Origin of the sequence: Promicromonospora panici, assembly GCF_900608595.1 — a bacterium.
GTDB lineage: Bacteria > Actinomycetota > Actinomycetes > Actinomycetales > Cellulomonadaceae > Promicromonospora > Promicromonospora panici.
The window spans coordinates 279,191-298,166 of sequence record NZ_UWYY01000004.1 but is presented as its reverse complement, the minus strand read 5'-3'; the positions used below and the strand labels follow the sequence as shown (position 1 = coordinate 298,166).

Sequence of the window (18,976 nt, the reverse complement as noted above, 5' to 3'; positions counted from 1 at the left end):
ATCGAGACATGGCCAGCTTCGTAGACCGGGTGGTGCTCCATGCCGCCGGGGGAAACGGCGGGAACGGCTGCGCCTCGATCCGCCGCGAGAAGTTCAAGCCCCTCGCGGGGCCCGACGGCGGTAACGGCGGCGACGGCGGTTCCGTCAAGCTGGTCGTCGACGCCAACACCACCACGCTGCTCGAGTACCACCACTCGCCGCACCGGCGAGCGACGTCGGGCACCCAGGGCATGGGTGACGACCGGGACGGCGCCAAGGGCGGCGACCTGGTCCTGCGCGTGCCGGACGGCACGGTGGTGAAGGACCTCGACGGCAACGTCCTGGCGGACCTCGTGGGCGACGGCGCCGAGTACGTCGTCGCCGCAGGCGGCAAGGGCGGCCTGGGCAACCGGGCGCTGTCGTCGCCGAAGCGCAAGGCCCCCGGCTTCGCGCTGCTCGGCGAGGAGGGCGAAGAGGCGGAGATCGAGCTCGAGGTCAAGACGATCGCCGACGTGGCGCTCGTGGGCTTCCCGAGCGCGGGCAAGTCGTCGCTGATCGCCGCCATCTCGGCGGCCCGCCCGAAGATCGCCGACTACCCGTTCACGACCCTGGTGCCGAACCTCGGCGTCGTGCAGGCCGGTCAGTCGCGCTTCACCGTCGCCGACGTGCCGGGCCTGATCCCGGGCGCGAGCGAGGGCAAGGGCCTGGGCCTGGAGTTCCTGCGCCACATCGAGCGGACGGCGATGATCGTGCACGTGCTCGACTGCGCCACGCTGGAGCCGGGCCGCGACCCGATCAGCGACCTCGACGTGATCGAGGCCGAGCTCGCCAACTACTCGGGCGACCTGGGCATCGAGGGCGGCCGGGTGCCGCTCAACGAGCGCCCGCGCCTCGTGGTGCTCAACAAGATCGACGTGCCCGAGGCCCGCGAGCTCGCGGACTTCGTGAAGCCCGACCTCGAGGCGCGCGGCCTGCGTGTCTTCGAGATCTCGACCGCGTCCCACGAGGGCCTGCGCGAGCTGAAGTTCGCGCTCGCCGAGATCGTGGAGAAGGCTCGTGCCGAGGCGCCCGCCCCGGAGCCCGCGCCGATCGTGCTGCGCCCGCGCGCCGTGAACGAGTCGAAGTTCACCGTGCGCCGGCTGGGCGGCGAGACCGACTACTGGTTCGAGGTGCGCGGCACCAAGCCCGAGCGCTGGGTGAAGCAGACCGATTTCAACAACGACGAGGCAGTCGGCTTCCTCGCGGACCGGCTCGCGAAGCTCGGCGTCGAGGACGGACTGTTCAAGGCGGGCGCCGTCGCGGGCGACGAGGTGCGCATCGGCGACCCGAACAACGCCGTCGTCTTCGACTGGGAGCCCACGCTGCAGACCGGTCCGGAGCTGCTCGGCGGACGCGGTACCGACCTGCGGCTCGACCAGAGCGACCGGCCCACCCGCGGCGACAAGCGCCGCGAGTTCACCGAGCGCATGGATGCCAAGACCGAGGCGAGGCGCGAGCTGTGGACCGAGCGCGAGGCCGGCCACTGGACGAACCCGGACGAAGACTGACTGGTTGTGGGCGTGATCGTTGCGACTACCCGCCCGGTTTAGGCGCAACGGTCACGCCCACAACCAACGGGTCCTGACCGGAGCGTGAAATGACCGCGCGTCCAGGGCACCGTTACAGCGAGGATGAGGGCGTGAACTCCCTCGACCCCTCGGCCAGCTCCCAGGACGCCGGGAACCAGGACGTCTCGAGCGCCCGGTCCGTGATCGCCACCGCCAAGCGGGTGGTCGTGAAGATCGGCTCGTCCTCGCTGACCGGACCGGACGGGCACCTCGACGTCGAGGCGCTCCGCGGGGTCGTGCAGGTCCTGGCGGCCCGGCAGGCCGCGGGCACCCAGATCGTGCTCGTGACGTCGGCGGCGATCTCGGCGGGTATCGGCCCGCTGGGCCTCGGCACCCGGCCGCGCGATCTCGCCACCATGCAGGCGGCGGCGTCGGTGGGGCAGGGGCAGCTCGTGCGCCGGTACCAGGAGGAGTTCGGGGCGTTCGGCATCCAGATCGGCCAGATCCTGCTCACCGCCGAGGACACGATCCGCCGAGCCCGCTACCGCAACGCGCAGCGCTCGCTGGAGCGTCTGCTCGCACTCGGAGTCGTGCCCGTCATCAACGAGAACGACGCCGTCACCACCGACGAGATCAAGTTCGGCGACAACGACCGCCTCGCGGCGCTCGTGTCGCACCTGGTGCGGGCGGACGCCCTGCTGCTCCTGACCGACGTCGACGGCCTGCACGACGCGCCGCCGTCCCGCCCTGGTGCGCGTCGCATCCCGCAGGTCGACGACCTGGACGAGGTGGCGGCCGTCGAGGTCACCGCGCGCGGCAGCTCCGTCGGCACGGGCGGCATGGTCACCAAGCTGGAGTCGGTGCGGATCGCCACCGGCGCGGGCGTCCCCGCCGTCCTCACGCTCGCGGGCAACGCCTCCGCCGCGCTCGCGGGCCAGGACGTCGGCACGTTCTTCACCGCCACGGGACGCCGCACGTCGGCGCGCCGGCTGTGGATCGCGCACGCCGCCCGCACGCAGGGCCGCCTCCACCTGGACGACGGCGCCGCGCACGCCGTGCTCGGGGGCCGCGCGTCTCTCCTGCCCGCCGGGATCACGAAGGCCGAGGGCCACTTCGACGCGGGCGACCCCGTCGAGCTCGTCGCGCCCGACGGCACGGTGATCGCGCGCGGGCTCGTCGCCTTCGACGCGAGCGACCTCCCGGCCCTGCTGGGCCGCTCCACCTACGCCCTCCGCGACGAGCTGGGGGAGGGGTACGACCGCGTGGTCGTGCACCGGGACGACCTGGTGCTCGACCGGCCGGCGAGCTCCTCGAAGCCGCGCCCGGCGCGTCCTCGCTGACCCCGCGCGTCCACACCACGGATTCGCCCTCGGCTCCTGCCCTCGCCCGACGTACGCTCGGAGCATGACGACAGTGACCCAGGACGAGGCGACACCTGCCGGAGGCGAGAGCACCGGAGCGGCCACGCCGCCGCCGTCGGGCACGGCGGACGTCACCGCCGCCGTGCACGACGTCGCCCGGCGCGCCAAGGTCGCCGCGCGCACCCTGGCCACGGCGAACCGCATGACGAAGGACGCAGCGCTCGGCGCGATCGCGGACGCCCTGGTCGGGTCGGCGGACCGGATAGTGGCCGCGAACGCCGGTGACCTGGAGCGCGGGCGGGCGAACGGGATGTCCGACGGGCTCCTGGACCGGCTCGCCCTCACGCCGGAGCGGATCGGGAAGATCGCCGACGCGCTGCGCGACGTCGCCGGGCTGCCCGACCCGGTCGGTGAGGTCGTGCGCGGGCAGACCCTGCCCAACGGCCTGCGCCTGCGCCAGATCCGCGTCCCGATGGGCGTGGTCGGCATGATCTACGAGGCCCGCCCCAACGTCACGGTCGACGCAGCGGGCCTGGCCCTGAAGTCCGGCAACGCGGTGATCCTGCGCGGGGGGAGCGCGGCAGCGTCGTCGAACGAGGTGATCGTGGCGGTCATGCGGGACGCCCTGACGGCGCGCGGCCTGCCCGCCGACCTGGTCCAGTCCATCGACGCGTACGGCCGGGCCGGCGGCGTGGCGCTCATGCGCGCCCGTGGCCTGGTCGACGTGCTGATCCCGCGCGGCGGCGCCGACCTGATCCAGACGGTCGTGCGCGAGTCCCTGGTGCCCGTCATCGAGACCGGCGTCGGCAACGTGCACGTCTACGTGGACGCGACCGCCGACGTCGACATGGCGGTCGCGATCGTGATGAACGCCAAGACCCAGCGGGTCGGCGTCTGCAACGCGGCCGAGACGCTGCTCGTGCACCAGGACGCCGCGGCGGCGTTCCTCCCGGTGGCGCTCGCCGCACTGTCCGACGCCGGCGTGGTGCTGCACGGTGACCCGTCAGCCATGTCTTTTGCCCCCGCGGGCGCCGACATGGTCCCGGCCACGGACGAGGACTGGGCAACGGAGTATCTGGCACTGGAGCTCGGCGTCCGGGTGGTGCCCTCCCTCGACGAGGCGATCGAGCACATCCGCACCTGGTCCTCCGGGCACACGGAGGCGATAGTGACGCGGGACATCGCTGCGGCGGACCGGTTCGTCGCCGAGGTGGACTCCGCGGCGGTGATGGTGAACGCGTCCACCCGGTTCACCGACGGCGGCGAGCTCGGCCTGGGTGCAGAGGTGGGCATCTCCACGCAAAAGCTGCATGCGCGTGGTCCCATGGGACTGAGCGAGCTGACCACCACGAAGTGGGTCGTTACGGGCGACGGGCTCATCAGACCGTGAGGCCCCGTTGGCGTCCTGGAGACCTCCTCAGGATCTCCTTGCGACTCAGTGCCGCGATGCGCCCGCCGCAATTCGTCCGTGAGAGACTAAAGCCCACCTGAGCATGTCCGACTGGGAGGAACCCCCGTGCTGCACAACGCCGTCCTGGCCGCCGAGGCTGCCTCGGAGCACACCAACGAGCCGATCGCTCCGATCGTCCTCGGCCTGATCGCCTTTGGCGCGCTCGTGGCCGCGCTGCTCGTCACGTACGCGTTCCGCAACGTCGGTAACCGACACTGATCCGCCTGACGGGAGCCTGACGACCAGATGAGCGCACCCACCGTATGAGTGCCCCCACTGGGACCAGGCCGCGCATCGGAGTGATGGGCGGCACGTTCGATCCCATCCACCACGGCCACCTCGTCGCCGCGAGCGAGGCGGTCGCGCAGCTGGATCTGGACGAGGTCGTCTTCGTTCCCACTGGCCGGCCGGGATTCAAGCAGAAGCAGCGGGTGACCCCGGCTGAGCACCGCTATCTCATGACGGTGATCGCCACGGCGTCCAACCCACGCTTCACGGTGAGCCGGGTCGACGTCGACCGCGCGGGCCTCACCTACACGGTGGACACCCTCCGGGATCTGCGCGCTCAGCGGCCGGAGGCGGACCTCTACTTCATCTCCGGAGCGGACGCCATCCAGCAGATTCTTCGGTGGAAGGATGCCGAGAAGCTCTGGGACATGGCACACTTCGTCGCTGTCACACGGCCAGGGCACCTGCTCTCCGTGGACGGGCTGCCTCGGGACGGTGTGACGACGCTCGAGGTTCCTGCGCTCGCTATCTCCTCGACCGACTGTCGTCGTCGGGCCGAGGAGGGGTTGCCGGTCTGGTATCTGGTGCCTGACGGCGTGGTCCAGTACATCGCCAAGCACGGACTGTATCGAGGTCTTCACGATGAGTGACAACAAGGGTCGTCCCATGACGCGCCGCGAGATCCGCGAGCGTGAGGCAGCTGCTGCCGCGGCCGCCGCTGCCGGTAGCGGCGGCGCCGGCGGCGGTGGCTATCCGCCGCAGGGCGGGCAGCAGCCTCCGCACCGCGGCGCGCCCGCGCCAGAGGGTGGCTGGTCGCCGCAGAACCCGCCGGTCGCCCGGCCCCCGCAGGCAACGGGTGGCTCGCGCGGCGTGGACGCGACCGGTCGCCTGACGCCCGTCCAGCAGCCGGGTGGCAACCCGCCGCCGTACGGCGGCGGTGGTCCCGGCCAGGGTCGGTCGGGTGCACCGGCCGGCCCGGGCAACCACGGCGCCCCGCCGGCCGGCCCCGGAGGGCGCGGCGGACCCGGCCCGGGTGGTCCCGGCCAGCAGGGCGGGCCGCCCAGCCCGTTCGGTTCCCGCTCGTCAGCCGCTCCCGCGCCGCCCACGCCCCAGCAGGGGCGGTCCGGACGGTTCGGACAGAACGCTCCCCAGGCTCCCGGCCCCGCCCTGCCCGGCGGCCGGTCCGGTGATCCAGGTCAGACGTCGCAGTGGGGCGCTGCCGAGCCCGCTCCGACCCAGCCGCCGTCGAACCCGCCCTCACCGTTCGGTACGCGCTCCGGCGCGCCCAGCGCGCCGAACGGCCTGGGTCAGCAGCGACCGGGCGGCCCCGCCCGCCCGGCGGGCGGGGCGCCCAGCGGCTCCGTGCCGGGTTCGATGGCGGCCGGTGCGCCGGCCCCCGCCCTCCCGTGGGAGTCGAGCAGCCCGACGGCGGCTCCGCAGTCCCTGCCTCCGGGCGGTGCGCCCGCGGGTCCCGGCTCTCCGTTCCCCGGGCGTCCGGGTGCGGGTGCGGGCGGTCCCGGTCCGGGCCAGATCGGCGGACCCGGCCAGCAGCGCCCCGGTGCGCCTGGCCAGTTCGACGTGACCCCGGGCGTCCAGTCCCGTGCCTCCCGCCGCGAGGTGGAGGAGGAGTGGGACGAGGAAGAGGACGAGGGGCCGCAGTACACCTGGCTGCACTACATCATCCTGGTGGTCGTGGCGTTCGTGCTCGGCCTCTTGATCTGGAAGCTCGTGCTCGAGGGCGACAGCCCCGGTTACCCGGACGAGGCAGCGGCCCTGCTGGGCACTCTGCCGGGTGGACTACCCGGCTTCACAGGAGGTGGTGCGGCATGACCGCGACAGAGCGGGCCACAGAGCTTGCGATCCGTGCGGCGCGAGCCGCGAGCGACGTCAAGGCGCAGGAGATCATCGCGCTCGACGTGAGCGAGCAGCTGGTGCTGACCGATGTGTTCCTCATCGCGTCCGGCGCCAGCGAACGTCAGGTTTCGGCGATCGTCGACGCCGTCGAGGAGGCGCTCTTCAAGGAGGGCGTCAAGCCGATCCGGCGCGAGGGCAAGTCCGAGGCTCGGTGGGTGCTGATCGACTTCGGCGACATCGTCGTGCACGTCCAGCACGCCGAGGACCGCACGTACTACGCGCTCGAGCGCCTGTGGAAGGACTGCCCGGCGATCCCGCTCCCGGAGGACGCGCGCGGCGGCGGCGACACGGCCGAGTACAGCGAACCCGACGACGGCGCCATCCACCTGGCCGGGGACCCGCACCGGTGACGGCGGGAACGGTCGTGCTGCTGCGCCACGCGCGGACGGCGTACAACGCCGGTCTGCGGCTGCAGGGCCAGATCGACATCCCGCTCGACGAGGTGGGCCGCTGGCAGGCCGAGCAGGGCGCCACGGCTTTGGCGGCGTCGCACAAGGCGTCGCTGGTGGTGGCCAGCGACCTGCAGCGGGCCCGGCACACCGCCGAGGCGTACGCGCGGCACGTGGGCCTGGAGGTCGTGACCGATGCCGGGCTGCGCGAGCGCTCGTTCGGCATCTGGGAGGGTTTGACCGACGCCGAGATCGCCGAGCGGTGGCCGGACGAGCATGCCGGCTGGCGCAGCGGCGGCGAGCCGACCGTCGCGGGCGTCGAGTCGAAGGACGCCGTCGCCCGGCGCATGGCCGAGGCGGTGCTGCGGCACGCCGACACGCTGGGCTCGGGTGAGACCCTCGTGGTCGTGTCGCACGGGTCGGCGATCACGCAGGCGATCACACGCCTGCTGGGCCTGGACCCCGCGACGTGGCGCGGGCTGCACGGCCTGCACAACGTGCACTGGTCCCACCTGCACGCCTCGGGACCCGGTGCGACGCCGGCCTGGCGGCTCGTGGCCCACAACGTCGGTGCCGGCTACCCGCTGGACACCTGGCAGTCGGGGCCGGAGGCCCGGCAGTAGCCGTCGAGAGATCCGGGCGTTTCTGGCGTGACCGAACGCACGCCGGTTTTGATTTGGTCCCTGGCGCTGGTCTGCATAGACTGACGACGCTCGCCCGGTCACATGGCTGGGGGAGGCCAATTCGGGGCTGTGGCGCAGCTGGTAGCGCACCTGCATGGCATGCAGGGGGTCGGGGGTTCGAGTCCCCCCAGCTCCACCGAAATAAGGCCACTCGATCAATCGATCGAGTGGCCTTTTTGTCGTCTACCGTCTACTGGGGGTCGTTCAGCCCGCAGAACTCGGGTACGCGTCTCCCCAGGCGTTGAGCCACCCGACCACCTGGTCCAGGGACCGCCCGAGGTCCGTCAGGGAGTACTCGACGCGAGGCGGCACCTCGGCGTAGACGGTGCGCACGACGATGCCGTCGGTCTCGAGGTCGCGCAGCACGCGCGTCAGGGTGCGCGGCGTGACGGTTCCGAGGCGACGCTGCAGCTCGCCGAACCGGTGCGTGCGTTCGAGCAGGTACTTGACGGTGCTGAGCTTCCACGCGCCGCCCAGCACCGCTATCGAGACCTCTACGGGGCAGACCTCGATGGCTCGCTGCACGGGGCCACGCATGGTCGCGGGGGCTGTGGTCATGAGTCCATGGTATCCAAGCCGTCAGTATGCGTCAGCGATGTACGTACTTGTGCGAACCGTACCGGGTTCCTAGCGTGAAGCGTGTACCGCCCACCGTCGAGGGAGAAGCACATGCACGCGCTGGTCGTCACCGCCCATCCGAACCCCCGGTCGCTGACCGCGGAGCTGAGCCGCGTGGCCGGCTCCGCCCTGGCGGCGTCCGGTCACACCGTGGAGACGTCCGACCTGTATGCGATGGGCTGGGACCCGGCGGTCCGCCTGGAGGACTACGGCGACACCGCGGACGCGGGGGAGAGCGTCTCGCTCCGGTCGAGGCAGGCGTACGACGCCGGAGCGCTCGCGCCCGAGATCCTCGCCGAGCAGGAAAAGGTGCGCCGGGCCGACCTGCTCGTGCTGCTCTTCCCGATGTGGTGGCACGGCATGCCCGCCATGCTGAAGGGCTGGTTCGACCGGGTGTACGTGAACGGCTTCGCCTTCGGGCTCCAGGACGAGTCCGGCCTGCCCCGCAAGTACGGTGACGGCGGCCTGGCCGGCAGGCGGGCGCTCGCGGTCGTCGTCGCCGGCGACCGTGGCACCTCGTTCGCGCCGCGCGGTCTGAACGGCGACCTCGAGGAGCTGTTCTTCCCGTTCCTGCACGGGACGGCCTGGTACGCGGGGATGCAGCCGCTGCGTCCGCATCTGGTGTCCGGGGTGGATCGACCGGGCTGGGACCGGTTCGACGAGGAGGTGACGCGCCTGCGCGAGCGGATCGCCGGCCTGACCGCCGAGGAGCCGATCCGCTACCGGGCGCTCGCCGACGGTGACTACGGGCGGGATCGCGAGTTGCGAGCCGACGTGCTGCCGGGTGAGCGTGGACTGAGGATCCATGAGCACCACGTCGGCGAGCAGGGCTTCGGCGAGCAAGGCCGCGACGAGCACTGTGTCGACGATCACCGTTTCGCCTTCTGAGGCGCATTGACCTCAACTGTGATTGAGGTTCTAGCGTCGGGAGCATTCGACGAGAGGACGAGGAAATGCCCGTCTACACCCTGCCTGACCTGCCCTACGACTACGCGGCACTCGAGCCGCACATCAGCGGGCGGATCATGGAGCTGCACCATGACAAGCACCACGCCACGTACGTCGCCGGCGCCAACGCCGCGCTCGACGCGCTGGCCGAGGCCCGGGAGAGCGGCGACCTGGCCGCCGTCAACCTGCACGAGAAGAACCTCGCGTTCAACCTCGGCGGGCACACCAACCACACGGTGTTCTGGCACAACCTCTCGCCCGAGGGCGGTGGTGCGCCGGACGGCGAGCTCGGCGCGGCGATCGTCGACCAGTTCGGCAGCTTCGCCGCGTTCCAGGCGCACTTCGCGGCCGTGGCGACCGGTATCCAGGGCTCCGGCTGGGCCGTGCTCGGCTGGGACAGCATCGGCGAGCGCCTGCTGGTGTTCCAGCTGTTCGACCAGCAGGCGAACGTGCCGCTGGGCGTTACGCCCCTGCTGATGCTGGACATGTGGGAGCACGCGTTCTACCTGGACTACCTCAACGTCAAGGCGGACTACGTCAAGGCGTTCTGGAACCTCGCCAACTGGTCCGACGTCGCTGGGCGGCTCGAGCGGGCGCGCGCTGCCACGGGGAGCCTCATCACGGCGTGACCCGGTGAGGGTTCGCCCTGGTCGGCGGCGTGGGGCGTGGATCCCGCTTTGGTCCCAGCGACCGAATCGGTCTATGCTGACGGCGCTCGTCCTCACCAGGGCGAACACCTACGGGGCTGTGGCGCAGCTGGTAGCGCACCTGCATGGCATGCAGGGGGTCGGGGGTTCGAGTCCCCCCAGCTCCACCGGAGTACCTGGTCAGAGGCCATCTCGTGATCCTCGAAAGAGGAGAATGAGATGGCCTCCCAGCATTTTCCCAGCAGTTCGCACCAATGCTTTACGAGGAGGCTCGGCCTCTTGACGTGCGGTTGTACAACGATGGAAACTGGCTTGCTCATGTGAGCGCTCACAAGACCTCAACGAGGAGGTTCCATGCAAGCAGCAACACGGTCGTTCCCCTGGCGCCGCGGCACCCGGGCAGTGCTGACCCTCCTGGCCGCTCTGGCGATCACGTTCGCCGGGCTGACCGTCCCGACGTCGGTGCCGACGGCTTCTGCCGCCACCATCGACACCAACGCCTGGTATGTGCTGGTGAACCGCGACAGCGGCAAGGCGCTCGACGTCTTCGACCGCTCCACTGCGGACGGCGCCGCCATCGACCAGTGGAGCCGTAACAACGGCGCCTGGCAGCAGTGGCGGTTCGTCAGCTCCGGCAGCGGGTACTACCGCCTGCAGTCGCGGAACAGCGGCAAGGTCATCGACATCTCGGGCGGGTCGACGGCCGACGGCGCCAACGTCGTGCAGTGGGCCGACAGCAACGGGACCAACCAGCAGTTCAGCGTCCAGGACGTGGCGACCGGCTACATCCAGCTCATCAACCGCAACAGCGGCAAGGCGCTCGAGGTGTGGGAGTGGTCGACGGCCGACGGCGCCCGGGTCTCCCAGTTCACCGACACCAACGCCGCGAACCAGCAATGGCAGATGATCCGGGTCGCCTCCGTGGCGTACCCCGATCCTGGCGCCGTGAGCGGGGCCACCTCCCCCGTGCATGACCCTGAGGTGGTGAAGAAGCCGGACGGCACCTATCTGCTGGCACACACAGGTGACAACATCGTGCTGAAGACGTCGACCAACCGGACCGCCTGGAGCAACGCCGGCGTGGCGTTCCCGAACGGCATGCCGTGGATCCACACCTACACGAACAACAGGAACGACGTCTGGGCGCCGGACATCACGTACGCCAACGGCCGGTACTACATGTACTACTCGGCGTCGCTCTTCCAGCAGAACAGGTCGGCCATCTTCCTCGCGACGAGCACGACCGGCGCTGCCGGCTCCTGGACCAACCAGGGCCTCGTCATCGCGTCGACCACGTCGAACGACTGGAACGCCATCGACCCCAACCTGGTGATCGACCAGTCGGGCGCCTGGTGGCTGAGCTTCGGTTCGTTCTGGTCGGGGATCAAGATGATCCGCATCGACTCGTCCACGGGCCTGCGCTCCGGTACCTCGTTCTCCAGCATTGCGAGCCGGCCCGGCGTGCCGGAAAACCCGATCGAGGCGCCGACGATCCACTATCGCAGCGGCTACTACTACCTGTTCGTGTCGTTCGACCGCTGTTGCCAGGGTGCCAGCAGCACGTACCGCACCATGGTCGGTCGCTCCACCTCGGTCAACGGCCCCTATGTGGACCGCAACGGCGTCGCGATGGCGTCCGGCGGTGGCACGGAAGTGCTCGCCGGCCACGGGTCGTTCCACGGGACGGGTCACCAGGCCGTCCTCGCGGACAACGACGGCGACGTGCTCTTCTACCACTACTACGACGACGCCGGCGCGCCGCGCCTCGGCATCAACCTGCTCGCCTACGACTCGGAGAACTGGCCGTACGTTCGCTGAGACGTCCCGCTCATGCGCGTCGCTTCCCGACGCCGGAGCGCACCTCACATTTCGCGCCGGGCAATGCCGCCCGGCTACTTGAAGGTCCTGGGAGACCCCATGCGCACAACCCTGCACGACGGCGTGCCCGCCCGGCCGCGCCGCCTCCGAACCCTCCTCGCGGGTGCTTTAGCCGCGGTCACGGCCACGATCGGCCTCACCGCTGTGCCGGGCCTCCCGGCCGCGGCCACGCCGAGCGTGGGTCAGTGGTACGCCATCACCAGCGCCCACTCCGGGATGGCCCTGCAGATCTCAGGCGGCTCGACCGCCACCAGCGCCGAGCTGGTGCAGCAGCCTCGCACCGACGCGACGAGCCAGCAGTTCCGCCTCGTGGACTCCGGTGGCGGCTTCTACCGGCTCCAGGCCCGGCACTCGAACCAGGTGCTCGACGTCCTCGGCCGGAACGCCGCCGACGGCGCCACCGTCGGCCAGTACACGGACCTGAACGGCACGAACCAGCAGTGGTCGATCACCGAGCAGTCGAACGGGACCTACAGCTTCATCAACCGGTTCTCCGGCAAGGCGCTGGACCTGTGGAACTTCTCGACCACAGCAGGCAGCCGCATCTCGCAGTTCACGTACAACGGGCTGGCCGCGCAGCGCTGGATCCTCAACCCGATCGGCACGCCCGCGCTGTCCAACCCGATCCGGTCCAACGGGGCCGACCCCTGGATCGAGTACTGGGACGGCTTCTACTACATGTCGACGACCACGTGGGACTCGACGGTGATCATGCGCCGCGCGACCACCCTGGCCGGCTTGAAGACCGCGACGGACACGGTCGTGTGGGACGACTCCGGCGTCTCGAACCGGTGCTGCAGCCACTGGGCGCCCGAGTTCCACCGGATCAACGGCACCTGGTACCTCATGTACACGTCGGGGAACTCGCAGACGGACTTCGGCGGCCAGCGGATGCACGTGCTCCGCTCCACCAGCAGCACGCCGATGGGTCCTTACGAGTTCATGGGCACCCCGCTGCCCAACCAGTGGAACATCGACGGCACCTACCTCGAGCTGAACAACAACCTCTACCTGCTGTGGTCCGAGTGGATCGGCGACAACCAGTCGATCCGCATCGCGCAGATGTCGAACCCATGGACCGTCTCGAGCAACCAGTTCACGATCGCCCAGCCGAACTTCTCGTGGGAGACCGTGGGCGCGCGGGTGAACGAGGCCCCCGTGGTGCTGCAGCGCAACGGGCGCACGTTCATCACGTACTCCGCGTCGTCGTGCACCACGCCCGACTACAAGCTGGGGCTGTTGACCCTCACCGGGACCAACCCGCTGCTGGCCGCGTCGTGGACCAAGCGGTCCGCACCGGTGTTCCAGCAGGGCAACGGCACCTATGGGCCCGGGCACAACGGGTTCTTCACCTCGCCTGACGGCACGGAGAGCTGGATCGTCTACCACGGCAACACCTCGGCCAGCCAGGGCTGCGGCTCGACGCGGGAGACGCGCGTCCAGGAGTTCACCTGGAACTCCGACGGCACCCCGAACTTCGGGACGCCGGTCTCGCGCGGCGTGACGCTGACACCCCCGTCGGGCGAGTAGCCCGGAGGCGGCGGGGCGACTCGGGATCAGCGATCCCGGAGCAGCTCCGCCGCCGCCCGGTGGCCCGCATGGCAGGCGCGGAGCCGACGGCGGTCACGCCCGTCCATTACAGTGAAATGACGGGTCACGACGAGCGCGCTGCGGCCTGACCACCGCCTCCAGAAGACCCGGGCCGTCTCGTGCGCCCCGTGACCTCCCATTCCTGGAACGGGAGGCGCACGATGATCTTCAACGACCGTACTGATGCGGGCCGTCAACTGGCTGAGCGCCTGGAGACCTTGCGCGGCGAGGACGTGGTGGTCCTCGGGCTCCCCCGGGGTGGCGTTCCGGTCGCGTTCGAGGTCGCGAGGGCACTCGGCGCTCCGCTCGATGTGATCGTCGTCCGCAAGCTCGGTGTGCCGTATCAGCCCGAGCTCGCCCTGGGTGCCATCGGCGAAGGCGACGTCCGGGTGCTCGACGAGCGGATCACAGGCCAGGTGCGCCTGCCGACCGAGGAGCTCGCCGAGGTCGAACGCGCCGAGCGGGCCGAGCTGCTGAGCCGAGTGGAGAAGTTCCGCGGGGATCGGGAACGGACAGCGCTCGCGGACCGGACCGCGCTGATCGTCGACGACGGGCTGGCGACCGGGTCGACGGCCCGCGCGGCCTGCCAGGTCGCCCGGGCGCAGGGCGTGGCCCGCGTGGTCCTGGCCGTGCCCGTGGGGGCGGTCGAAGCGGTCCGCATGCTGCAGCACGATGCGGACGACGTGGTGTGCCTGGAGACGCCGGCCCGGTTCATGGCGGTCGGCCAGTGGTACAGCGACTTCCGGCAGGTCTCCGATCGCGAGGTCGCCGACCTGCTCGACCGAGCCGCGCGCCGCGGCACCCAGCAGTCGGCGAAGCGAGCCGCCGTGGCCGCCGACGACCCGCCGCTGTGCGACGAGGACGTCGAGGTGCCCGTAGACCGGATGCGGCTCGCGGGACACCTCACGATCCCCGAGGACCCGGTCGGCGTCGTCGTGTTCGCCCACGGCAGCGGGAGCAGCCGGCACAGCCCCCGCAACCGCTACGTCGCCGATGAGCTCAACCGGGCCAGGCTGGGGACGCTGCTCTTCGACCTGCTCACGCCCCAGGAAGAGCTGGACCGCACCAAGGTGTTCGACGTCGAGCTGCTCGCCCACCGCCTCGTCGAGGTCACCCGGTGGCTCGGCACCCGGGCCGATGCCACCGCGCTTCCTGTGGGGTACTTCGGGGCCAGTACCGGCGCCGGCGCGGCGCTCTGGGCGGCGGCCGACCCGCGGGTCGACGTCCGCGCAGTCGTGTCGCGCGGCGGCAGGCCCGACCTGGCCGGGCCGCGGCTCGGCGACGTCGCCGCCCCGACGCTGCTGATCGTGGGCGGCCGGGACGAGACCGTCCTGGAGCTCAACCGGGGCGCTCAGGCGGCCGTGCGCCGAGGGTGCGAGCTCGCCGTCGTGCCCGGCGCGACCCACCTGTTCGAGGAGCCGGGTGCGCTGGGGCAGGTCGCCGCGCTCGCCCGGGACTGGTTCGTCCAGCACCTCACCCGCACCGCGGCGGACATCACGACCGCACCGTGACCGATAGCCTGTGGGCCTCCCGAACGCAGAGAGGTGTGGCTCGCGGGCCGAGCCCAGGTGGCCGATGGCAGACAAGACCGATCTCAAGAAGAGTCTCGACGCCTACCAGGCGAAGAAGGGCAAGTTTCGCGTGGTCGACGTCCCCGACCTGCAGTACCTCATGGTCGACGGGCACGGGGATCCGAACACCTCGCCGAACTTCGCCGAGGCCGTCGAGGCGCTCTACCCCGTGGCTTACACGCTGAAGTTCGCCAGCAAGCGCGAGCTGGGCCGCGACTACGTCGTCATGCCCCTGGAAGGGCTGTGGTGGGCCGAGGACATGGACTCCTTCACGGTGGCGCGCGACAAGTCGCGGTGGGACTGGACCCTGATGGTCATGCAGCCGGACTGGATCGACCAGGGGATCTTCGCAGCCGCCGTGGAGCAGGTCCGGGGGAAGCGCAAGCCTGCTCGCCTCGACGACGTCCGTCTGGAGCCGCTGTCCGAGGGGCTGTCCGTGCAGACGCTGCACGTCGGCTCCTTCGACGCGGAGGCGGACGCGCTCGCTCGCATGCACGACGAGTTCATCCCGGACAACGGGCTGCGCAGGACCGGCAGGCACCACGAGATCTACCTCAGCGACTTCCGCAAGGTCGCGCCCGAGAAGCAGCGGACCATCCTCCGGCAGCCGGTCGCCGGTCCGGCGTCCTCGTAGACCGACCCGCGCCGCTCAGCGGGCCGCCCCCACGGCGTCGGCCAGTGCGAGCACCGCAGCCCGCGGTGACGCGTGGACGCGCACCTCGGTCCGGTGCACCAGCCGCGGGGCCGTGAGCGGCACGATCGCGAGGCCGTCGGGCGGGACGAGGTCCGCCGGTGCGGCGTGCAGGCCATGGCCCGCGCGGACGAGCACTGCCACCGTGCCCGCCGAGGTCCCGCTGTAGGCGGCGCCCAGCCGCAGGCCCAGCCGGGCCGCTGACGACAGTTCCGACGTCGAGCAGGTGGTCCGTGCCGTGTCGAGCCACCGCGCGTCGGTGAGGGAGGCCAGGTCGAGACCCGGCCGTCCCGCCAGCGGGTGGCCGACCGGCAGGAGTACGCCGATCGGTGCCTCCGCCACCACCCGGACGACGAGATCCGGACCCGAGCCGGGCAACGGGTCGCGCGGTGCGGCGACGCCGTCGACGACGGCCACGTCGGCGCGGCCGGACGTGAGGGCGGCGGCGGCCGCGGCGGCGTCGTCCACCATGACAGCGGCGAGCCGGCCGGCCACCGGAAGCAGATGCTCGGTGGCCGGCGTGACCGCCACCGAGACCGGCGTGTCCTGGTCGCGCCCGGTGACCCGGGCCACGGCCGCCCGTGCGGCCTGCTCGTGCGCCAGGATCTGCCGGGCGTGCCGGAGGAACTCCCGTCCGGCCGACGTCGGGGCCACCGTCGGGCGCCGGGTGAGGAGCGGCGTCCCCGCCGTCCGCTCGAGGCCGGCGACGTGCTGGGAGACCGCCGACTGGGTGAACCCCAGGGCGCTCGCGGCGCGGGAGAACGAACCGGTCTCGGCGACCGTGGCCAGGCTGAGCAGGGCGCGGGTGTCCACGGGGCGAGTATCTCCCGCCCGAGCGTCCGGGTATAAGTGATCCCGATCCACGCATCGCCATTCATCGTTGGACGTGATGCGTTGTGGCGGCCCAGCATGAGCGCATGAACCCCACACGCATCGCACTGGTCGGGGACCGCTCGACGGCGGTCCGGGCCCACGAACGGATCCCGCAGATCGCCCCCCGGTATGCCGACGTCGACCTGCACTGGCTCACGACCGCGGACCTCGTCCCCGCCGAGGCGACGGCGTTCGACGGCGTCTGGGTGGTCCCCGGTTCCCCGTACGCGGACGAGGAGCGGGTCGTCGAGACGATCCGCGCCGCGCGGACGGGCGGGACGCCGCTGCTCGGCACGTGCGGCGGCTACCAGCACATGGTGCTGGAGTTCGCGCGCCACGTCGTCGGCCTCGCGGCGCAGCACGCGGAGAGCTCGGCCGCGGGCGAGGCGGGCGGTATCCCGGAATCGACGGCGCTCATCACCGAGCTGTCGTGCTCGCTCAAGGGCCGTAGCGGGCAGGTCAACGTCGTGCCCGGCAGCCGGGCGGCCGCAGCGCTCGGTGAGCAGAGCTTCGAGCGCTTCCACTGCTCGTTCGGGCTGACCGCGGTGGATGCCGAACCTCTGGTGGCGGCGGGTCTCGTCGTGTCGGGATCCAGCCCCGAGGGCGAGCCGCGAGTCGTCGAGCTGCCCGGGGACGCGTTCTGGCTGGGCACGGCGTTCCAGCCCGAGCTGGCGGACGCGCAGCCGCATCCCGTCATCGACGCGTTCGTGGCTGCGGCCCGCGAGCGGGCGGCCCTGCGCCGCACCATGCGCGTCGAGGCCAGGGCCGGCCGTTGAGGTACGTGACAGTGCCGGGCTACGGCGGCTCCGGGGCGGAACACTGGCAGACGTACTGGGAGCCGGAGCTGCCCGCCACCAGGTTCCGGCCCGCCTCCTGGGAGGAGCCCGACGCCCGGGACTGGGCCGACGCGCTGGGCCGCGTCGTGTCGGACGGGGAGGGGCCGGTGTTCCTCGTGGCGCACAGCCTCGGCTGCCTCACCGCTGCCTCGTGGCTCGCCGGGCGCGGGACCGGGGTGGTCGGCGGCGCGTTGCTCGTGGCCGTCCCGGACCCGTCGGGCCCCGCGTTCCCGGCGGCGGCCACGGCGGGCGGCTTCGGGGTCGACCGACGTCGGCTGCCGGTCCCGGTCACCATCGTCGTCTCGGAGGACGACCCGTATGCGACCGCCGGCTGGACTAGAGACATTGCCGCCGGGTGGGGTGCCGAAACCGTCGGGATCGGCGCGGCCGGTCATGTGAACGACACGAGCGGCCTGGGCGCCTGGCCGGCGGGGCGGGAGATCCTGCGCGGGCTCGTCCAGCGCTCCGGATGAGATTCCTCGACCGAGCGTTCTGGCCGACCTATGGTGGACAAAAAGTCCAAACCGGCCCGCTTGGCCGCTCTCCCCGGAGGAGTCGCCGTGCGACGCACCTCGCTCGTCACGAGCGCGCTGAATGTACTGCTGCGACCGACGACCGCCGGGATGCGGACACCTGACCGCACGTTCGACGCGCTCGTCGCCAAGGCAGAGCGGAAGACGAGGGCTGATGCGGCGACGGCCCTGGAGTTCGTCGACGACCTCCGCTTCCTCCTGCACTCGTTCGCCTCGTGCCCGGGGCTGAGCCCGATGGGCTGGCAGAGCGTGGTCTCCGACATCGGCGTTCGGCTGGAGAACCGGCTCCGGATAGACCGCCTGATCCGCCAGACCCCTGAGATCGAGGACGAGCCGATCGAGGACCCCGTGATCATCACGGGCCTGCCGAGGACGGCGACGACCCTGGCGCACAACATCCTCGCCGGTTCGGCGGGCCATCGCGGCCCCGCCCTGTGGGAGCTGCTGTTCACCGACATCGACCGCGGCGAGGGCGCCGCGCGGGCCCACATCGAGGACACGCGGAAGATGGCTCGCGCCTTCATGCGGCTGGCCCCCGCGTTCCGGGTGATCCACCCGCTCGACGCCGAGAAGCCGGACGAGTGCAACTACCTGCTGCCCCACGGGAGCTCGCACCTGGCCCGGGCCGACATGCCCGACTACAACCACTGGCAGCGCGACCGGGACTATCTCCCGGACTACGTGTACCTCAGGCGCGCCGTCCAGGTTCTCCAGTACGGCCGCGCACGCAGGCGGTGGATCCTCAAGTCGCCCATGCACCTCGCTCATCTTCCGGAGATCCTGGCGGTGTTCCCCGGTGCGACGATCGTGTGGACGCACCGGGACCCGGCCGCGGCGATCGGGTCCGTGTGCTCCATGGTGGAGACCACCCAAGCTCTCCACGTCCGGCGCCCCGACCCGCACGCCATCGGCCGGACGTGGCTGGAGCTCCAGGCATCGGCCGTCGAGCAGGCGCGTGCGGCGCGGGCCGCGGCTCAGGGCGTGCGGTTCGTCGATGTCCCGTATGCCTGGCTCGCCGCGGAACCGCACGCACGCATGCCGGAGCTCTACGACCGGATCGGCGCGACCTGGACCGATCGTGACGCCGGAAACCTCGACGCCGTCCTGGCGCGTGCCGGTGCGGGGCGTTCGCACGAGTACGAGCTGTCCCGGTACGGGCTGACGGCGGCCGGGGTCGGGGCGGCGTTCGGCGACTACTCGGAGAAGTACTGCGCGGTCTGACCGGCGTTGGGCCACCCTT

At 71.4% G+C, this 18,976-nt stretch carries 19 protein-coding genes and 2 tRNA genes; 19 read left to right on the top strand and 2 right to left on the bottom strand.

The window, feature by feature from the left end; genetic code table 11:
* Positions 1-8 precede the first annotated feature (8 nt).
* The 9 genes from obgE (at position 9) to EW117_RS06515 (ending at position 7,687) form a co-directional block, all read left to right on the top strand.
* The gene (gene obgE, locus EW117_RS06550; protein ID WP_129784871.1) at positions 9-1,526 is read left to right on the top strand and encodes a GTPase ObgE; all 1,518 of its coding nucleotides are present in this window, start codon (positions 9-11) and stop codon (positions 1,524-1,526) included.
* A 131-nt stretch (positions 1,527-1,657) separates the two neighbouring features.
* The gene (gene proB, locus EW117_RS06545) at positions 1,658-2,866 is read left to right on the top strand and encodes a glutamate 5-kinase (RefSeq protein WP_242504116.1); all 1,209 of its coding nucleotides are present in this window, start codon (positions 1,658-1,660) and stop codon (positions 2,864-2,866) included.
* Between the two features lie 64 nt (positions 2,867-2,930).
* Entirely contained in the window at positions 2,931-4,277 is a 1,347-nt protein-coding gene (locus tag EW117_RS06540) for a glutamate-5-semialdehyde dehydrogenase (RefSeq protein ID WP_242504115.1), read from the top strand.
* A gap of 126 nt (positions 4,278-4,403) precedes the next feature.
* Complete coding sequence (locus EW117_RS29330) at positions 4,404-4,556, top strand: hypothetical protein (RefSeq protein WP_165362528.1); 153 nt, start codon at positions 4,404-4,406, stop codon at positions 4,554-4,556.
* 44 nt (positions 4,557-4,600) lie between these two features.
* Positions 4,601-5,215, top strand: coding sequence for a nicotinate-nucleotide adenylyltransferase (nadD, locus tag EW117_RS06535; protein ID WP_129784867.1), 615 nt, complete (start codon positions 4,601-4,603; stop codon positions 5,213-5,215).
* On the top strand, positions 5,208-6,395 hold the full coding sequence (locus EW117_RS30475) for a hypothetical protein (RefSeq protein WP_129784865.1): 1,188 nt from the start codon (positions 5,208-5,210) through the stop codon (positions 6,393-6,395). Before nadD ends, EW117_RS30475 begins: the two co-directional genes overlap by 8 nt.
* Entirely contained in the window at positions 6,392-6,829 is a 438-nt protein-coding gene (gene rsfS / locus EW117_RS06525; protein WP_129784863.1) for a ribosome silencing factor, read from the top strand. Before EW117_RS30475 ends, rsfS begins: the two co-directional genes overlap by 4 nt.
* Positions 6,826-7,491: a histidine phosphatase family protein gene (locus EW117_RS06520; RefSeq protein WP_129784861.1), complete on the top strand. Its 666-nt coding sequence runs from the start codon at positions 6,826-6,828 to the stop codon at positions 7,489-7,491. The genes rsfS and EW117_RS06520 overlap by 4 nt, the downstream gene beginning before the upstream one ends.
* Positions 7,492-7,614: 123 nt before the next feature.
* Positions 7,615-7,687 (top strand) — tRNA-Ala (locus EW117_RS06515).
* Between the two features lie 68 nt (positions 7,688-7,755).
* Here EW117_RS06515 and EW117_RS06510 read toward each other — a convergent pair.
* Complete coding sequence (locus EW117_RS06510; protein ID WP_340641074.1) at positions 7,756-8,109, bottom strand: winged helix-turn-helix transcriptional regulator; 354 nt, start codon at positions 8,107-8,109, stop codon at positions 7,756-7,758.
* Between the two features lie 111 nt (positions 8,110-8,220).
* On the opposite strand from EW117_RS06510, the gene EW117_RS06505 reads away from it, so the two are divergent.
* From EW117_RS06505 to EW117_RS06475, 7 genes are all read left to right on the top strand, one after another.
* A complete protein-coding gene (locus tag EW117_RS06505; RefSeq protein WP_129784859.1) occupies positions 8,221-9,057 on the top strand; it encodes an NAD(P)H-dependent oxidoreductase in 837 nt (278 codons plus the stop codon).
* A 65-nt stretch (positions 9,058-9,122) separates the two neighbouring features.
* Positions 9,123-9,746, top strand: coding sequence for a superoxide dismutase (locus tag EW117_RS06500; RefSeq protein WP_129784857.1), 624 nt, complete (start codon positions 9,123-9,125; stop codon positions 9,744-9,746).
* 112 nt (positions 9,747-9,858) lie between these two features.
* Positions 9,859-9,931: transfer RNA gene (locus tag EW117_RS06495), tRNA-Ala, on the top strand.
* Positions 9,932-10,118: 187 nt separating this feature from the next.
* Positions 10,119-11,582, top strand: coding sequence for a family 43 glycosylhydrolase (locus tag EW117_RS06490; protein WP_129784855.1), 1,464 nt, complete (start codon positions 10,119-10,121; stop codon positions 11,580-11,582).
* 99 nt (positions 11,583-11,681) lie between these two features.
* On the top strand, positions 11,682-13,172 hold the full coding sequence (locus tag EW117_RS06485; RefSeq protein ID WP_129784853.1) for a family 43 glycosylhydrolase: 1,491 nt from the start codon (positions 11,682-11,684) through the stop codon (positions 13,170-13,172).
* A gap of 221 nt (positions 13,173-13,393) precedes the next feature.
* Complete coding sequence (locus EW117_RS06480; RefSeq protein WP_129784851.1) at positions 13,394-14,743, top strand: phosphoribosyltransferase family protein; 1,350 nt, start codon at positions 13,394-13,396, stop codon at positions 14,741-14,743.
* 64 nt (positions 14,744-14,807) lie between these two features.
* Positions 14,808-15,437 carry a GyrI-like domain-containing protein gene (locus EW117_RS06475; RefSeq protein ID WP_129784849.1) on the top strand — a complete coding sequence of 210 codons (630 nt, stop codon included), beginning with the start codon at positions 14,808-14,810 and terminating at the stop codon, positions 15,435-15,437.
* A gap of 15 nt (positions 15,438-15,452) precedes the next feature.
* On the opposite strand, the gene EW117_RS06470 is transcribed toward EW117_RS06475, so the two are convergent.
* Positions 15,453-16,307 (bottom strand): LysR family transcriptional regulator, encoded by an 855-nt coding sequence (locus EW117_RS06470; RefSeq protein WP_129784847.1) that lies wholly within the window; start codon positions 16,305-16,307, stop codon positions 15,453-15,455.
* Between the two features lie 104 nt (positions 16,308-16,411).
* Here EW117_RS06470 and EW117_RS06465 point away from each other — a divergent pair, with 104 nt between their 5' ends.
* The 3 genes from EW117_RS06465 (at position 16,412) to EW117_RS06455 (ending at position 18,957) form a co-directional block, all read left to right on the top strand.
* Positions 16,412-17,143, top strand: a complete 732-nt coding sequence (locus EW117_RS06465; protein ID WP_129784845.1) for a glutamine amidotransferase-related protein — start codon at positions 16,412-16,414, stop codon at positions 17,141-17,143.
* Positions 17,144-17,148: 5 nt separating this feature from the next.
* Positions 17,149-17,676 (top strand): RBBP9/YdeN family alpha/beta hydrolase, encoded by a 528-nt coding sequence (locus EW117_RS06460; RefSeq protein ID WP_242504126.1) that lies wholly within the window; start codon positions 17,149-17,151, stop codon positions 17,674-17,676.
* Positions 17,677-17,763: 87 nt separating this feature from the next.
* Entirely contained in the window at positions 17,764-18,957 is a 1,194-nt protein-coding gene (locus tag EW117_RS06455) for a sulfotransferase family protein (protein WP_165362526.1), read from the top strand.
* Positions 18,958-18,976 lie beyond the last annotated feature (19 nt).

Excerpts from the sequence above, each read along its gene's own strand:
- EW117_RS06475 (WP_129784849.1), top strand. The coding sequence starts at position 14,808 with ATGGCAGACAAGACCGATCTCAAGAAGAGTCTCGACGCCTACCAGGCG.
- nadD (WP_129784867.1), top strand. The coding sequence starts at position 4,601 with ATGAGTGCCCCCACTGGGACCAGGCCGCGCATCGGAGTGATGGGCGGC.
- EW117_RS06465 (WP_129784845.1), top strand. The coding sequence starts at position 16,412 with ATGAACCCCACACGCATCGCACTGGTCGGGGACCGCTCGACGGCGGTC.
- EW117_RS06510 (WP_340641074.1), bottom strand. The coding sequence starts at position 8,109 with ATGACCACAGCCCCCGCGACCATGCGTGGCCCCGTGCAGCGAGCCATC.
- EW117_RS06485 (WP_129784853.1), top strand. The coding sequence starts at position 11,682 with ATGCGCACAACCCTGCACGACGGCGTGCCCGCCCGGCCGCGCCGCCTC.
- rsfS (WP_129784863.1), top strand. The coding sequence starts at position 6,392 with ATGACCGCGACAGAGCGGGCCACAGAGCTTGCGATCCGTGCGGCGCGA.
- EW117_RS06505 (WP_129784859.1), top strand. The coding sequence starts at position 8,221 with ATGCACGCGCTGGTCGTCACCGCCCATCCGAACCCCCGGTCGCTGACC.
- EW117_RS06540 (WP_242504115.1), top strand. The coding sequence starts at position 2,931 with ATGACGACAGTGACCCAGGACGAGGCGACACCTGCCGGAGGCGAGAGC.
- EW117_RS06490 (WP_129784855.1), top strand. The coding sequence starts at position 10,119 with ATGCAAGCAGCAACACGGTCGTTCCCCTGGCGCCGCGGCACCCGGGCA.
- EW117_RS06500 (WP_129784857.1), top strand. The coding sequence starts at position 9,123 with ATGCCCGTCTACACCCTGCCTGACCTGCCCTACGACTACGCGGCACTC.
- EW117_RS06480 (WP_129784851.1), top strand. The coding sequence starts at position 13,394 with ATGATCTTCAACGACCGTACTGATGCGGGCCGTCAACTGGCTGAGCGC.
- EW117_RS30475 (WP_129784865.1), top strand. The coding sequence starts at position 5,208 with ATGAGTGACAACAAGGGTCGTCCCATGACGCGCCGCGAGATCCGCGAG.
- obgE (WP_129784871.1), top strand. The coding sequence starts at position 9 with ATGGCCAGCTTCGTAGACCGGGTGGTGCTCCATGCCGCCGGGGGAAAC.